At 44.3% G+C, this 12988-nt stretch carries 11 protein-coding genes; 8 read left to right on the forward strand and 3 right to left on the reverse strand.

Features of this window, described 5'->3' with window-relative positions:
• Positions 1–602: 602 nt before the first annotated feature.
• Positions 603–1151 (forward strand): hypothetical protein, encoded by a 549-nt coding sequence (locus tag GVO63_RS05345; protein ID WP_159578405.1) that lies wholly within the window; start codon positions 603–605, stop codon positions 1149–1151.
• A 29-nt stretch (positions 1152–1180) separates the two neighbouring features.
• Here GVO63_RS05345 and GVO63_RS05350 read toward each other — a convergent pair whose 3' ends face one another.
• A complete protein-coding gene (locus GVO63_RS05350; RefSeq protein ID WP_159578406.1) occupies positions 1181–2158 on the reverse strand; it encodes an endonuclease/exonuclease/phosphatase family protein in 978 nt (325 codons plus the stop codon).
• Positions 2159–2592: 434 nt separating this feature from the next.
• Between GVO63_RS05350 and GVO63_RS05355 the strand changes: the two genes are divergently transcribed.
• A complete protein-coding gene (locus tag GVO63_RS05355; protein WP_159578407.1) occupies positions 2593–3192 on the forward strand; it encodes a BON domain-containing protein in 600 nt (199 codons plus the stop codon).
• Positions 3193–4000: 808 nt separating this feature from the next.
• The gene (locus GVO63_RS05360; protein WP_159578408.1) at positions 4001–4378 is read left to right on the forward strand and encodes a hypothetical protein; all 378 of its coding nucleotides are present in this window, start codon (positions 4001–4003) and stop codon (positions 4376–4378) included.
• Between the two features lie 123 nt (positions 4379–4501).
• Here GVO63_RS05360 and pyk read toward each other — a convergent pair whose 3' ends face one another.
• Both pyk and GVO63_RS05370 read right to left on the reverse strand, forming a co-directional pair.
• On the reverse strand, positions 4502–5938 hold the full coding sequence (gene pyk / locus GVO63_RS05365; RefSeq protein ID WP_159578409.1) for a pyruvate kinase: 1437 nt from the start codon (positions 5936–5938) through the stop codon (positions 4502–4504).
• A 239-nt stretch (positions 5939–6177) separates the two neighbouring features.
• On the reverse strand, positions 6178–7029 hold the full coding sequence (locus GVO63_RS05370) for a MurR/RpiR family transcriptional regulator (RefSeq protein ID WP_105929740.1): 852 nt from the start codon (positions 7027–7029) through the stop codon (positions 6178–6180).
• Between the two features lie 285 nt (positions 7030–7314).
• Here GVO63_RS05370 and zwf point away from each other — a divergent pair, with 285 nt between their 5' ends.
• The 5 genes from zwf to GVO63_RS05395 are packed head-to-tail and all read left to right on the forward strand — an operon-like array spanning position 7315 to position 12939.
• The gene (gene zwf, locus GVO63_RS05375) at positions 7315–8808 is read left to right on the forward strand and encodes a glucose-6-phosphate dehydrogenase (protein ID WP_159489325.1); all 1494 of its coding nucleotides are present in this window, start codon (positions 7315–7317) and stop codon (positions 8806–8808) included.
• A gap of 1 nt (position 8809) precedes the next feature.
• On the forward strand, positions 8810–9502 hold the full coding sequence (pgl, locus tag GVO63_RS05380; protein ID WP_159489446.1) for a 6-phosphogluconolactonase: 693 nt from the start codon (positions 8810–8812) through the stop codon (positions 9500–9502).
• Between the two features lie 9 nt (positions 9503–9511).
• Positions 9512–11338: a phosphogluconate dehydratase gene (edd, locus tag GVO63_RS05385; RefSeq protein ID WP_159489327.1), complete on the forward strand. Its 1827-nt coding sequence runs from the start codon at positions 9512–9514 to the stop codon at positions 11336–11338.
• Complete coding sequence (locus GVO63_RS05390; protein ID WP_159489329.1) at positions 11338–12291, forward strand: glucokinase; 954 nt, start codon at positions 11338–11340, stop codon at positions 12289–12291. The genes edd and GVO63_RS05390 overlap by 1 nt, the downstream gene beginning before the upstream one ends.
• 3 nt (positions 12292–12294) lie before the next feature.
• Positions 12295–12939: a bifunctional 4-hydroxy-2-oxoglutarate aldolase/2-dehydro-3-deoxy-phosphogluconate aldolase gene (locus GVO63_RS05395; RefSeq protein WP_159489331.1), complete on the forward strand. Its 645-nt coding sequence runs from the start codon at positions 12295–12297 to the stop codon at positions 12937–12939.
• Positions 12940–12988 lie beyond the last annotated feature (49 nt).

Consider the following 12988-nt stretch of genomic DNA (forward strand, 5'->3'; position numbering starts at 1 on the left):
ACTGCCTTCTTTAGTGCCTCGTGCACGTTATACTTTAGTACAAAGCAAGTAGTGTTCCTGTTTTCTAAATTGCTGAAAATAAAGGGAATGTTAAGTTTTTTGGTAGGTGCCAGTAACGTGTTCAACGCTATGTAAGGAAAGAGATGCATGTAGAAAGAAAATTTTACATACCCCCGTTTTCTTTGACGCTTATCTTTTGTTTTGTCGATGAAACCGCGTACTTTTGTCAGAGGCAATCAGAAGCTATCAGAACCGGTGCCCTGCTGGCGAAAACAGTTTAAATACGTGAAAGTGCCTCGCTATCGACATATCCAGTTATGATTAGGGCGCATATAGACTGATTGTTTTTATGTCTTATTTTAGTGTAGTTACAGCGTGTAATTGCTTTGCCATAGCGATGATTTTTGCTATCCTGCTATCTTGATGTTAAACATTACAATTCAACAGTTTAAATGTTTTTACTGTTGCTACTTAATTTGTTTTTTTGCGAAAAAATTTGCGTCTCTTTTGGAACATCTGGCTTGTTCGAGACTCGGTAAATCTTCAGCCTTACTTGTAACGTACTTATTTTTGTTTCTCTTATTCTCTTGGTGGAAAAGGCTGTGGAATCACAATCGTCCGTATTTATTAAACACTATGATAAACAATCACTGAGAGCGGTGGATGTTATCTCTGGAATTTCTCCGAACGCCATGCGACGTGTATTCGGTGGCTGGATATTTTTTGCTGCTGTTGTAGGCGTCATTATCAGCGTTGCACCTGATTTGAGTGCACAATTTATAGGCCTCACGCTCTTTGTGTTGTTTGCTTTTACATTGATTATGTTCGGACAGAGCAGAATCTCAGAAGGTTGGCCTGCCATAATTTGTGATAACGATATCATCGGAGTGGTGCGAGACCCGGTTAAACGTGAGTACATATGTGTTAAATCATCACTGGTCAAAGCTGCCATTCCCACCCTCATTAAACCGAATAAAAAGGCAGTTGAAATTGTGTTAAACGATGAGGCGTTGTCTCCAGAAGACCAAAGCGTGCTCAACCAAGCAGTTTGGCCGAGGCAAGGAAAGCTTATAGGCTTAGCACACTTTAAAAAACGAGAAGAGGCTTGTGAGAGCCTAATGTGGTGTATTAAGCATCGAGGGGCTCGTTGAGAGAGCCCTCTTCTTCACCTTCAGTTTTTTTAACTGTTTATAAAGGCTAGCTCGGTATAAAGAGGGTAGTGGTCTGAACCTATGCTCTCTAACTTTTCAATATGCACTAACGCAAAATGCGTAGAGTGAAATACATGGTCTAAAGGCCATTTCACTAGCGGGTATTTTGCGTGGAACGTGTTATAAAAGCCTCTTCCTTCTCGGGGGTCTAGCAAGCCGCTAATTTTCTTAAACTTACGTGTCGTTGGTGACCAGGCTACATCGTTAAGGTCTCCAGCCACGATAATTGGCCCGTTTTTTTCCGATATTTCTTCGCCGACCATAGTTAATTCAATGTCTCGAGGCTTCGCGTACGTGTTTTCTGTTGGGCTAGGAGGTTTGGGGTGAAGAAAGTAAAGCAGCGTCTCTTGATCATGATAATTAACTTTTACTTTCATTGAAGGAACATCGTCCTCAATAAGAAAATGTATCGTTGCTTCTTCAAAGGGTATTTTGCTGTACAAATGCATACCGTAAAGGTTTTCAAGCGCGCAGAACTTTCGATAAGGATATTCTGATTCGATTTCGCTAATGCCTTTTTGCCATTTTTCATTCGACTCCAACGTGACTAAAAAGTCTGGCTGTTTGTTTCTAACGTGCTCGATGAGTTTTCGGAAATCATTATTCGGCATGTATACGTTGCTTGAAAGTACACTAATAGTGCCTTGTGCTTGTGCTTTGGATACTTTTCTCACTTCTTTTTTATAAAGCGGTGTGTAGGGAATAATCCAAATGAGTTGATACGTGAAACTTATCACTAACCCTATTACAAGCAGAGCGTCAATAAGCCTAAAATGACTATCTGTGAGCCATTTTAGACCATAATATAAAAGCAGAAATGCAATCAGTGCAGATATTTGCAAGCGAGGGAACTCCCACACCCGAACCATCCAGTGAGAAGAGGGAAGTAGGGGAACAAAGCTGATTGTAATAAAGAATATCGATGCAGAAATTAGCGCAATATCCATTGGGTTAGCGTCCTTGAAATAGAAAAATTAGACATGCTCTTTGACTTTCAAGATTTTAAAAAAGATGAACCGAGAAAGATGAATTCTGTTTATTTACGCTGACTTTGTTAAATCAGTTTAATCTTTATCGCCAGACCTTTTTGAGGGGCGAGCTTAAAATGTCCGTACTCCTAGTTGTGTCACCTTGATGTAGAACCACCGCCCCTGCGGTAACACGCCGCGATGACGAAGATCTTAAGTCTCACTGAGTAGGTCATCACCTAAGCCAACTGGTACTGGCATCGAGTAAAAAGTTCTCGCTTCACAGCAAAGTTTGCAACTCTGTAAAATTTTAGCGATAAGAAAAATTTAAAAAATATCTTAATAACAATGTGTTATAGCATTGGCAGGCTTTTGGCATGTACTCCTTTGAGTTTCGACAAAGGAGAAATGTTATGAAACGTTCACTAATTTCTATGATTGTTGCTACAACACTGACAACTGCAGCCTATGCAGGCGACATGGACACTGACAACAAGTGGGAAAAAGGAGCCAAAGACGCATGGATTGATGGCAAAGCTGAGGCTACGCTGTTGTTCAATGGCAACCTAGATTCATTCGACATTAATACCGACGTTAAAGACGGTAATGTTGTGCTTACTGGTAAAGTCGACAATTCGGTCGATAAAAAACTTGCTGAAGAGCTTGTGGCGAATATAGATGGCGTAATGTCGGTCGATAACAAGCTAACCATCGTTTCTGACAACGACATGGAAAGCGATGTGTCTGATGATATGGAAGAGACTGTTGATGAAGGCACGAGCGAACTTACCGACGCTAAAATTGCAACCGTCATCAAAACCCGACTTCTGATGGACACTGATATTTCAGGTTTTGATATTGATGTTGATGTGGAAAATGGCGTAGTAATGCTGACCGGTGACGTTGATTCTGACGCTGAGCGCGACCTGGCAGTTGAAATCGCCAAAAATGCGTCTGACGTAAAAGAGGTTAAAAGCGAGCTTCGTGTGGTTACTGAAACTGCAATGAACTAGGTACCTTTTCACTAAACCATTCAAAAAGGGGCATTTGCCCCTTTTTTGTTAGGAACGCTGTTGCGTTAGCAAGCGCTGAAACAAACATCAACGGCCCTTCTGAGAGGGTAGAAAAAGCAGCGAATGTAGTTTTTAAATGAAAACGTGTAAACCTCTTGGTAGATAGTTGCTTACTTATTTAAATTAATACTTAATCGGGATTTCTTGGTAAGTCCATTTTTTCTATTTCATGCCTCCCTGTAATGCCAATTCATCATCCATGTAAATCAACTCTGAAGTCTCGTGATCTCACTTAAACTATCGTAATTATGAGGTTTTTTTGGATTTTTAATGAGTGGGGGAGAGTAAGGTTGTGTTCTTTATTTAGACCATCGTCTAAATAATTAGAGGCTTCTCTACTCAAAATTGAACTTATTGGTAATGCCAAAATTGTTTTAATTCTTATGCGCTCGCGATCTAGTTGATTGGGACTTGTATTATCGTTTTGTGCTGCAAGTCTCAAATTACGTGTTCCAAGAAAGAAAGGGAAAATTTTCTCTTGAAGTGTGTAGAAAGTTCTTTCAGTGCATTCCCGCAGTCACGTTCATGTTTCTTATCTTTCTGATATGTAAAGAAAATACCTTGTGGTATGAAAACTGCTCTCACAAATATGTAGAGTAAGTAGATTGAGTGAGTTATCCAGTTATTTACACGGCGCGTAGTTTCGTGAACATCAGCCAAGTGAATAGCAGTCGGACAAATTTTCTTTCTTAGGATTAATTGCGTTATCAAATTTATGAGCAGGTTAATATTGCTCAGGGAGTGAGGCATGAATTTTTTAAAGTGGGTTTATTCAGGTATTGTTGTTTCAGTGGTGATTGTGCTTATTGGCGTATTGGGGCAGGGCAAGCTTTCTGTCAGCCAGGCCACAGCAGATGATGCTGAGCGCCCCGTGCATGCCGACATCGTAAAGGTTGAACAAACCTTCTCACTTGTAGAATTTGATTTATCAAAGAAAGCTCATCTGCTTAGAAAGACGCGATTAGATTTTTATATCGCGCAGGCGAAGCAAGCAGATTTGAGAGGCTGGAAATTTAAGCGTGATGAGTTCGTTGAGCGCGCAGAGAACATCCTAAGTCATCATCTTACGCAAAATGCCAACGATGTTATTCGAAATACAGAGCCTTACACAGCACACGCAATCTAAAAGTAATGGCTACTGCGAAAAACGCTCCTCACTTACAATGTAAGCAAGGGGCGTTTTTTTATTTCTCTGTCATCTCTACTCATTCAGCGAGGCATGTGCTTCGCTTTAGTTTGCTAATTGTAATTATTCTACTTCAACAATTTTCAGCGTATTCGTAGCGCCTACTTTTTCCATCTCATCGCCGTAGGTCAAGATGATACTATCGCCACTTTTCACTAGCCCTTTTTCTTTCAGTGATTCAATGACGTCGTATTTCAATCTGCCTGGTTCGCTGTTTGAAGAGTCGAAGTAGACTGGCTTAACACCACGGCAAAGCGCCATTGTGTTAAGTGTCGACTCATGACGAGACATGGCAATGATTGGCAGTGATGTTGTAATGCGCGACATTAATGTTGGTGTCGTGCCGCTTTCTGTTAAGCCAACAATGGCTTTTACGCTTGGAAGGTGGTTCGCCGCGTATACCGCTGACAGTGCAATTGACTCACTGGTAGAAGAAAACTGCTGGTCCATGCGGTGCTTGGAAATTTTTACGCTTGGGTGCGTTTCCGCGCCTTCACAAACCCGAGCCATTGCTGCAACTGTTTCAACGGGGTAGTTACCCGCAGCGGTTTCAGCCGAGAGCATAACGGCATCGGTGCCATCTAAAACAGCGTTTGCTACATCCATAACCTCAGCACGTGTTGGCATAGGACTGTCTATCATCGACTCCATCATTTGCGTGGCAGTAATGACGACTTTATTTAACTGGCGAGAACGCGCGATAAGTTTTTTCTGAACGCCAACGAGTTCTGCGTCTCCAATTTCTACGCCCAAATCACCGCGAGCTACCATTACAGCATCAGATGCAGAAATGATATCGTCCATGGCTTCGTCAGAAGCGACCGTTTCAGCACGTTCTACCTTTGCACAAATTTTGGCATAGCAGCCTGCTGCCTCAGCAAGTTCTCGTGCATAGTTTAAATCTGCGCCGCTTCGTGGAAAGGAAACCGCGAGGTAGTCAACGCCCATTTTCGCAGCGGTTTTAATGTCTTCTTTGTCTTTTTCAGTAAGCGCGTCGGCTGATAGGCCACCGCCCTGACGGTTTATGCCTTTATTATTTGAAAGTTTACCACCAACGGTTACTTCGGTGATGACCTTGCGTCCTTCAACACCTGTCACTCTAAGCTGAATACGGCCGTCATCAAGCAATAAAATATCACCCGCTGACACGTCATCAGGAAGAGCTTTGTAGTCGATACCTACTTGGTTTATGTCACCTTCATCACGACCAAGTTCAGCATCAAGAATGAACTTTGCGCCTACTTCTAAACGAACGGCACCTTCGGCAAAACGTGCTACACGGATCTTAGGGCCCTGTAAGTCTCCCAGTATTGCTACGTATTTGCCTAAGTTTTTAGCTGCCTGACGAACGCGTTTTGCACGCTCAATATGGTCGTCAGCTTGCCCGTGAGAAAAATTCATACGCACTGTATTTGCGCCAGCGGCAATTAATGCCTGAATTTTTTCAAGAGAGTCTGTAGCAGGTCCTAAGGTGGCAAGAATTTTCGTTCTTCTGGTCATGTGATTCCGTCGCTGTTTCTAAGTTAGAAAAGACAAAGATGATTGGCAGCACGTATGAAAAGTGTGCCTGTAATCGCTTTACGTAATTTTATTACAGAATAATAGTTGAATTTGACAATAATGTGAATGAAATAAAGAAAAACGCTTAACTGGCTCGACCAGTTAAGCGTTTCTTGTGTGATGATGTCGTCGTTTATTTTTACAGTGATCGTTTCGACAATAAGCAGTGACCGTGTCAATTAATCGCCGCGTTTTTCATAGCGAGAGCCACGAAGCGTATCTTTAACGCGTTTTAAATTTTCTCTGAATTTATTGCCGCGACGCAATGTAAACCCTGTTGCCAGCACATCAATAAGTGTCAACTGCGCAATACGAGAAGCCATAGGCATATACATATCTGTATCTTCAGGCACTTCTAAGGATAGTACATAGCTGCACTCTTGCGCCAGCGGGCTATCGGCTGAAGTGATACCCACCACAGTTGCGTCGTTCATACGGGCAATCTGGGCTATCTCTACAAGGCTCTTTGTACGCCCAGTGTGACTGATTAGTACAACCACGTCACCAGCAGAGCAATTCATACAGCTCATGCGCTGCATAAGAATATCTTCAAAGTAAACGACAGGTACGTTGAAGCGGAAAAATTTGTTTAGGGCATCATGGGCAACGGATGCTGATGCGCCTAAACCAAAGAATGAAATTTTCTGTGCTTGAGTAAGCAAGTCAACTACGCGGTTCACTACATTCACGTCAACCGATTGGCGAGCAACTTCCAGTGACGCCATTGTTGATTCAAATATTTTATTCGTATATTCGTCTGGGCTGTCGTTCTCGTCGACATGGCGATTTACATATGGCGTGCCGTTAGCCAAGCTTTGTGCTAAATGAAGTTTAAAGTCAGGAAAGCCTTTCGTATCTAACCTACGACAAAAGCGATTAACTGTGGGCTCACTCACATCAGACATTTTAGCGAGGGTTGCTATACTCGAATGAATGGCCGTTTGGGGGTTAGCAAGAATAACTTCAGCTACCTTCTTCTCAGATTTACTGAAAGCCGCTTGATTTTGTGTGATTTTTTCTAAAATGTTCATACAGATATAGCAATTAATTAGCACTGTTTATTGTAAGGTACGTCGCTAATAGTACCTATTGTGACGTCGGTGACAAGAAAAATGTAATTTTTTGACAAAATTTGTTGTTTCAAACGGGGTAAATGAGGGTAAACTGAGGGAAACGGTAAATATTCAGATCCTATAGTTGGTTCAAGTTGTAATTTTACTACATTTGGTGTTAACTATACGGTAAAAATAGTCGTTAGTGTTGTAAATAACCTTTACAATACGTTGCGGACACATACATTTAAAAGGTCGACGAATATGGTATTGGATAATTCCTACGAACCCTGTGATTTTGTACTTTTCGGTACGCTGGGTGATCTTTCACGACGCAAGTTATTGCCTTCTTTATATCAGCTTGAAAAAGCAAATTTGATGCATCCAGACACGACTATTGTAGGTGTCGCGCGCCAGGAAATGGAGCTTGATGCCTATATTGAAGAAGTTCGCGCCAATATAATAAAGTTTGGTGATAAGAACTTGTGCGAAGCCACCTGGGAAAAAATGAAAGCGCGTTTGCATTACGCCTGTGTCGACATGAAAAATGTCGATAGCTACTGTGTTCTTGACGACCATGTTGATCCTACCCGCACAATGGTGTGTTACTTAGCCACGCCACCAGCGATATACGGCGACATTTGCCGCGGTCTACACAGCTGTAAAATCATCGATTCAAGCGTTCGCGTTGTTCTTGAAAAACCAATCGGCCACGATTTGGAATCGTCGAAAGTAATCAACGAGCAAGTGGCTGAGTATTTCGATGAGAAACAAATCTATCGTATTGACCATTATCTTGGTAAAGAGACCGTACTCAACCTAGTGGCCCTGCGTTTCGCGAATTCTATTTTCGCCACAAACTGGGACCACAACTGTATTGACCATGTACAAATTTCAGTAGCTGAGTCAGTAGGTATTGAAGGGCGTTGGGGTTACTTCGACGACGCTGGCCAAATGCGCGATATGGTGCAAAACCACTTGCTACAAATTTTAAGCTTGGTGGCGATGGAGCCGCCAACAACCTTAGACGCTGACAGCATTCGTGACGAAAAGCTTAAAGTACTAAAAGCGTTACGTCCTATTAATTCGTTCAACATTAACGAAAGCACGGTGCGCGGTCAGTATACGTCTGGCTTTGTTAAAGGTGAGGAAGTACCTGGATACCTTGAAGAAGAAGGTGCCAATACGCAAAGTAAAACTGAAACCTTTATTGCCATTAAAGCAGAAATAGACAACTGGCGTTGGGCGGGTGTGCCGTTCTACCTGCGCACAGGTAAACGCATGCCAACCAAGGTGAGTGAAGTTGTTATTTACTTCAAGCGTCAGCCGCATAACTTGTTCGGCGACAGCTTTAAGAACCTTCCGCCTAACAAATTGGTTATTCGTTTGCAGCCTGATGAAGGCGTAGAGATTACAGTAATGAACAAAGTGCCTGGCTTAACCAGTTCAGGCTCTATGGACCTACAAAAATCTAAACTTAATCTAAGCTTCTCTGAAGCCTTTGCTGATGACCGTATTCCTGATGCATACGAAAAACTGCTTCTTGAAGTGATGTTGGGTAATCAGGCGCTGTTTGTGCGTCGCGATGAAATTGAGCAAGCGTGGACATGGGTAGACTCAATCCTAGAAGCGTGGAAACAATCGAGCGAGCCGCCAGAACCGTATCAGGCAGGGACATGGGGTCCAGTAGACTCTATCGGTCTTCTTGCTCGCGAAAATCGCAGCTGGTATGAAAGCAAAACAGGGAAGAAGAAGTAATATGGCATTAACAACTCTATCGTTTGACACGCCTGAAGCGCTTACCGACGCCTTTGCGCAAGATTTGGTGAGCATTTTGAAAACAGGCATCAAAACACGTGGTCGTGCGTCGCTTATTGTAAGTGGCGGTCGCACGCCGCTAGCGCTGTTTAAGCAATTGAGCGAAACTGACCTAGAGTGGGATAAGGTTGACATCACCCTTGCAGATGAGCGTTGGGTGGATGAGGATCACGAGGCCAGCAACACCAGCCTAGTTAAAAATAACTTAATTCAAAATAAAGCCGCAGCGGCCCGCTTTATCGAACTGAAAAGCGATGCTGAAGATGCAAATGAAGGCGTGAACGCAGCGGAGTCTAATCTTGCTAGCATGTCGCAGCCTTTTGATGCTCTGATTCTCGGTATGGGGGAAGACGGTCATACTGCATCGCTTTTTCCCTGCTCTGAACAGGTCCTCGACGGCTTAGATATGAGCAGCGGCAGAACCTGCATAGCTGTTCAACCTACAACAGCACCTCACCAACGTATTTCATTAACGCTACCTGCGTTACTCAATAGCCGTCATATCTTTTTGCACCTAACAGGCGAGAAGAAAAGACAAGTGTTATTAGACGCTATTGAAAATGCTACCGAAGCGCAAAAGCCCATCACCGCCGTTGTTAACAGAGCACCGGTTACTTTGATGTGGGCGCCATAGGAGACCAACATGAATCCAAAAATTGCTGAAGTTACGCAACGAATTATCGAGCGTAGTAAAGAAACCCGTAAAGCGTATTTAGAAAAGATTGAAGCCGCACGCCGTCAAGGTCCACACCGTGGTGTGTTGTCATGCGGTAACTTAGCTCATGGCTTTGCTGCATGTGGTACAAGCGAAAAGGCTGACCTTCGTTCAATGACCAAAGCCAACGTGGCTATTGTGTCGGCGTACAACGATATGCTTTCAGCGCACCAGCCTTACGAAACGTATCCTGCGATCATCAAAGAAGCGGTGAAAGAAGTAGGGAGTGTTGCACAGTTTGCTGGTGGCGTTCCTGCTATGTGTGACGGTGTGACGCAAGGCCAGTCTGGTATGGATCTTAGCCTAATGAGCCGTGATAACATCGCCCAAGGTGCCGCTATCGCGCTTTCTCACAATATGTTCGATAGTACTCTAATGCTGGGTATCTGCGATAAGATCGTGCCCGGGTTGTTGATGGGTGCGCTCACGTTTGGTCATTTGCCAACGGTATTTGTTCCTGCTGGCCCAATGCCATCCGGCCTACCAAACAAAGAAAAAGCAAGGGTTCGTCAAGAATTCGCGGAAGGTAAAGTGGGTCGTGACGCACTTCTTGAAGCTGAGTCTCAGTCTTATCATTCAGCAGGTACGTGTACTTTCTACGGTACGGCGAACTCTAACCAGCTTGTGGTTGAAATGATGGGCTTGCACCTACCTGGTTCTTCATTTGTTAATCCAGGAACGCCACTGCGTGACGCGCTGACAAAAGCTGCAGCTGTTCAAGCTACGCGCCTGACAGATCTAGGTGACAACTACACGCCAATCGGTCATATTGTCGATGCGAAAGCCATTGTGAATGGTCTTGTAGGCTTGCTGGCAACCGGCGGTTCTACTAACCACACTATGCACCTAATCGCGGTTGCTCGTGCTGCGGGTTATATCGTAAATTGGGACGATTTCTCAGACATTTCGAACGCAGTACCATTACTTACCCGCATTTATCCTAATGGCTCAGCAGATATCAATCACTTTGTTGCTGCTGGCGGTATGTCTTTGCTTATCAAACAGTTGCTTGATGCAGGACTACTGCATAACGACGTGAAAACCATTGTGGGTGAAGGCCTAGACCTATACACCAAAGAGCCTGTGCTTAAAGATGGCGAGCTAGAATGGCGCGATGGTCCAACTGAATCGTTGGATAAAGAAGTACTGGCAACCGTAGAAACACCGTTTAAGCCCGATGGCGGTTTGAGTGTACTTGATGGCAACCTAGGGCGAGGTGTGATTAAAACGTCTGCGCTTCGTACGCCGCACTGTCATATCAAAGCACCTGCGGTTGTATTTGAAGATCAGTTTGAGCTGGATGATGCGTTTAAATCTGGCAAGTTAGACAAAGACTGCATTGTAGTTGTTCGCTTCCAAGGCCCTTCAGCGATTGGTATGCCAGAGCTTCACCGTTTAACACCGCCGTTAGGTGTACTCCAAGACCGTGGCTTTAAAGTGGCCCTAGTTACCGACGGTCGTATGTCGGGCGCATCAGGTAAGGTGCCTGCTGCTATCCACGTGACGCCAGAAGCGTATAAAGGTGGTCTACTTGCGAAAGTGCAAGAGGGCGACATTATTGAGCTAAACACTGAAACCGGTGCGCTTACTCTTCATGTAGATGAAGAGACTCTGGCTGCGCGAGAGGCGGCTCCCGCTAATCTAGCAAAGCATCATATCGGTATGGGACGTGAAATGTTCGCTGGTATGCGCGCTATTCTAACTGGCGCAGAAGAAGGTGCATGCTCATTGTTTTACACGCAGGAGCAAGCATAATGAGCCAGAAGTTTGTGGCTGATGTTGGCGGTACGAATATTCGCGTTGCGCGGGTGACCGAATCGGGTGTTGAAGACATCAAGAAATACATGTGCAATGATTTTGCCAGTATTGATTTAGCCATAGCGCAATATTTTGCTGATACGCCTGAGCATAGCTTCACACAAGGTTGTATTGCCATCGCATGTCCTGTGCTGGGTGATCACGTTGAAATGACTAACCACAGTTGGGCGTTTTCGCAAAATGCATTACGCTCTCAGCTTAAGCTTGATGCGCTGTTTGTTATCAACGATTTTACTGCGGTAGCGCACTCTTTGCCCGTATTAGGCAAAGAGCAAGTCGTTCAAATTGGTAATGGTACGGCAAAAGAAAATGGCAATATTGCTGTTTTTGGACCAGGCACAGGCCTTGGGGTTGAACACATCACCATGACGTCTTCTGGCTGGCAGACGCTTGATGGTGAGGGTGGTCACGTAGATTTTGCCCCTGTTGATGAAACTGATGTTGTCGTGTGGCGCCACTTGCAAACTACATTGGGCAGAGCTTCTGCCGAAGAAGTGATGTCAGGTCGTGGTTTGCATAACATCTACACAGCACTTGCGACAAACGCAAATGCGCCAGTCACGTTCACAGAGCCCGCTCAAATCACTGAGGCAGCGTTAAACGGTACCTGTAAGATTGCAGAAGCAACACTTACTCAATTCTGTCGAATTATGGGCAGCTTTGCAGGTAATCTCGCTCTTAACATGGCGACCACAGGCGGTATCTTCATTGGCGGTGGAATCGCCAATCGCTTCCCTGAATTTATTCAAAACAGTGATTTTAGAGCGCGTTTTGAAGCCAAAGGGCAAATGAAGCACTACGTGAAGGACATTCCCACCTATTTAATTGCAGAGCCTGATCATGGTCTATTGGGTGCGGCTGCATATCTGAATCAAAATACAGCGAGCTAAATTATGACAACCAAATGGAAAACCTCTCCAGAGGAAATTTTTGCGGCCGGTCCAGTTGTACCTGTACTGGTCATTAACGACGTGGAAAAAGCTGTTCCTCTGGCTAAAGCGCTAATGGAAGGCGGAATTAAAGTATTGGAAGTGACCTTACGTACTCCAGCAGCAATCGACGTTATTAAGCGTATTGCAGAAGAAGTACCTGACTCACTTATCGGCGCAGGCACTGTCACCAATGCGCAGCAGCTTAAAGCCGTAATTGAAGCGGGCGCTAAGTTTGCGATAAGCCCGGGTATGACGGCTGACTTACTTAAAGCGGGTATGGATGCAGATATCCCACTTATTCCTGGTATTTCTTCAACGTCAGATTTGATGAAGGGCAAGGATGCGGGTTATACCCACATGAAATTCTTCCCAGCAGAAGCGTCAGGTGGTGTTAAGGCAATTAAGTCTATCAGCGGTCCTTTCCCTGATGTAACGTTCTGTCCAACTGGTGGCATTGGTCCAAACAACTATAACGAATACTTAGCGCTTAAAAACGTGAAGTGTGTGGGCGGCTCATGGTTAGCCCCCGATGATGCGATTGAGTCGGGCGATTGGGCGCGGATCACGCAACTAGCTAAAGAAGCCGTTGCAGGCGCTAAGCAGTAAGTACGACGTGCTTAAAACATAAAAAAACCTGCCATCGGCAGGTTTTTTT

The sequence above is a fragment of the Alteromonas sp. KUL106 genome (genome assembly GCF_009811415.1).
Classification (GTDB): Bacteria; Pseudomonadota; Gammaproteobacteria; order Enterobacterales; family Alteromonadaceae; genus Alteromonas.

What these genes read in the sequence shown, in the direction of transcription:
- GVO63_RS05350 (WP_159578406.1), bottom strand. Translation starts at nt 2,158, where the DNA reads ATGGATATTGCGCTAATTTCTGCATCGATATTCTTTATTACAATCAGC.
- GVO63_RS05355 (WP_159578407.1), top strand. Translation starts at nt 2,593, where the DNA reads ATGAAACGTTCACTAATTTCTATGATTGTTGCTACAACACTGACAACT.
- GVO63_RS05360 (WP_159578408.1), top strand. Translation starts at nt 4,001, where the DNA reads ATGAATTTTTTAAAGTGGGTTTATTCAGGTATTGTTGTTTCAGTGGTG.
- pyk (WP_159578409.1), bottom strand. Translation starts at nt 5,938, where the DNA reads ATGACCAGAAGAACGAAAATTCTTGCCACCTTAGGACCTGCTACAGAC.
- GVO63_RS05370 (WP_105929740.1), bottom strand. Translation starts at nt 7,029, where the DNA reads ATGAACATTTTAGAAAAAATCACACAAAATCAAGCGGCTTTCAGTAAA.
- zwf (WP_159489325.1), top strand. Translation starts at nt 7,315, where the DNA reads ATGGTATTGGATAATTCCTACGAACCCTGTGATTTTGTACTTTTCGGT.
- pgl (WP_159489446.1), top strand. Translation starts at nt 8,810, where the DNA reads ATGGCATTAACAACTCTATCGTTTGACACGCCTGAAGCGCTTACCGAC.
- edd (WP_159489327.1), top strand. Translation starts at nt 9,512, where the DNA reads ATGAATCCAAAAATTGCTGAAGTTACGCAACGAATTATCGAGCGTAGT.
- GVO63_RS05390 (WP_159489329.1), top strand. Translation starts at nt 11,338, where the DNA reads ATGAGCCAGAAGTTTGTGGCTGATGTTGGCGGTACGAATATTCGCGTT.
- GVO63_RS05395 (WP_159489331.1), top strand. Translation starts at nt 12,295, where the DNA reads ATGACAACCAAATGGAAAACCTCTCCAGAGGAAATTTTTGCGGCCGGT.